Origin of the sequence: Sporosarcina contaminans (assembly GCF_042679045.1) — a bacterium.
GTDB classification, from domain to species: Bacteria; Bacillota; Bacilli; order Bacillales_A; family Planococcaceae; genus Sporosarcina; species Sporosarcina contaminans.
Genome location: NZ_JBHTLT010000060.1, coordinates 1 through 1,166, shown reverse-complemented (window position 1 = coordinate 1,166; position 1,166 = coordinate 1). Strand labels below are relative to the sequence as shown.

Annotated in this window: 3 protein-coding genes; 2 read left to right on the top strand and 1 reads right to left on the bottom strand. The window is 38.4% G+C overall.

The annotated features are described in order from the left end of the window. The coding region (locus ACFQ38_RS11345) for a helix-turn-helix domain-containing protein (RefSeq protein ID WP_381480958.1) at positions 1-306 on the bottom strand (306 nt) is incomplete at its 3' end. Positions 307-481: 175 nt separating this feature from the next. On the opposite strand from ACFQ38_RS11345, the gene ACFQ38_RS11340 reads away from it, so the two are divergent. Both ACFQ38_RS11340 and ACFQ38_RS11335 read left to right on the top strand, forming a co-directional pair. Further along, the gene (locus tag ACFQ38_RS11340; protein WP_381480955.1) at positions 482-691 is read left to right on the top strand and encodes a helix-turn-helix domain-containing protein; all 210 of its coding nucleotides are present in this window, start codon (positions 482-484) and stop codon (positions 689-691) included. Positions 692-716: 25 nt separating this feature from the next. Further along, complete coding sequence (locus tag ACFQ38_RS11335; protein WP_381480953.1) at positions 717-926, top strand: hypothetical protein; 210 nt, start codon at positions 717-719, stop codon at positions 924-926. The last annotated feature ends 240 nt before the right edge of the window (positions 927-1,166 follow it).

Below are 1,166 nucleotides of genomic sequence, written 5' to 3'. Positions count from 1 at the left end.
GTCGCCGTTATGGCGTTTCAACTCATGCTGAACAATTACGCCTAAATCTTCTAATTGCTTACATGCACGAATTACAGTACGTCTTGATACCCCTACCATTTCAGCGATCTTATTCTTAGATAAATAGCAAACGCCGGGAAACTTGCATGAGTAACGATGCAACACGTCTAACACCTCACGTGTGGAAGGAGTCAGTTGATCCGCAAATTGCTCACGAATAGCAACAGTGTTAGCGTTGAGTTCGTCCACACTGCTAAATGGTTGCAGGGACATGTATGTAGTTTCTGTGTTTAGCAATGTGGACATAGCGATCACCTCCTAAATTCACTTCAAAACGTAAATACTTCACTCATTAATGATAATATACATCTTTAAAGTGTAATTGTAAACTATAATTCACTTTAAAGTGTAATTTAATTTTATTTTGGTGAAGTTATAGGTTATAATAGTGATAACAATAAAACTTTAGGATGGTGTAAACATGGGAATGGCTAAAAAGATTCGTCTGCTAATGGTTGAACGGGGAGTTACTGCTTCGAAACTTGCTGAAATGATTGGCACATCACAGTCGAACATATCCAATAAGCTGAAGCGTGATAATTTTAGTGAGAATGAATTGATAGAAATCGCTGAAGCATTAGACGCTAAATACGAAGCGCATTTTGTATTGGAAGATGGACGTAGATTTTAATTGAAGCAATTAAGGGGATGATTGCATGAAAGTAAAAGTGGGAATGCGTAAACCGAGTTTGAAACGCCGTGTCAGTGCTCGTACAAGTATCAAACGACAGGTAGTACATCGGACAGGTCTTAAAATGCCTCGTGGATATGGATGGGTTAGGAATCCTAAAAAGTATGCATACAATAAAGTTTACAATCGTACTACGTTTGATATATTCGCTTTGATTAAAAAGATTTTCAAATAAAAAAAGCGCCCTAATCCACAATGGACAGGGCGCTTTTTACAGTCATCATTACGTAGTGATGAACTTCTGACGGTTATATTTGCATCATATCACTTTTTTCTTGCGTTGTAACTAATCAATAGGTCTACCGCTTCTCCACGTGTCATCTTATCGACTTTGGTTGAGTGATCGACACTAAACACCTTATCAGTGTACGCGCGCTTTAAAAGCGCTCTCATGTCGTCTTGTTGCGTCTTGGGT

Coding starts and splice junctions, on each gene's coding strand:
- ACFQ38_RS11340 (WP_381480955.1), top strand. CDS start 482: ATGGGAATGGCTAAAAAGATTCGTCTGCTAATGGTTGAACGGGGAGTT.
- ACFQ38_RS11335 (WP_381480953.1), top strand. CDS start 717: ATGAAAGTAAAAGTGGGAATGCGTAAACCGAGTTTGAAACGCCGTGTC.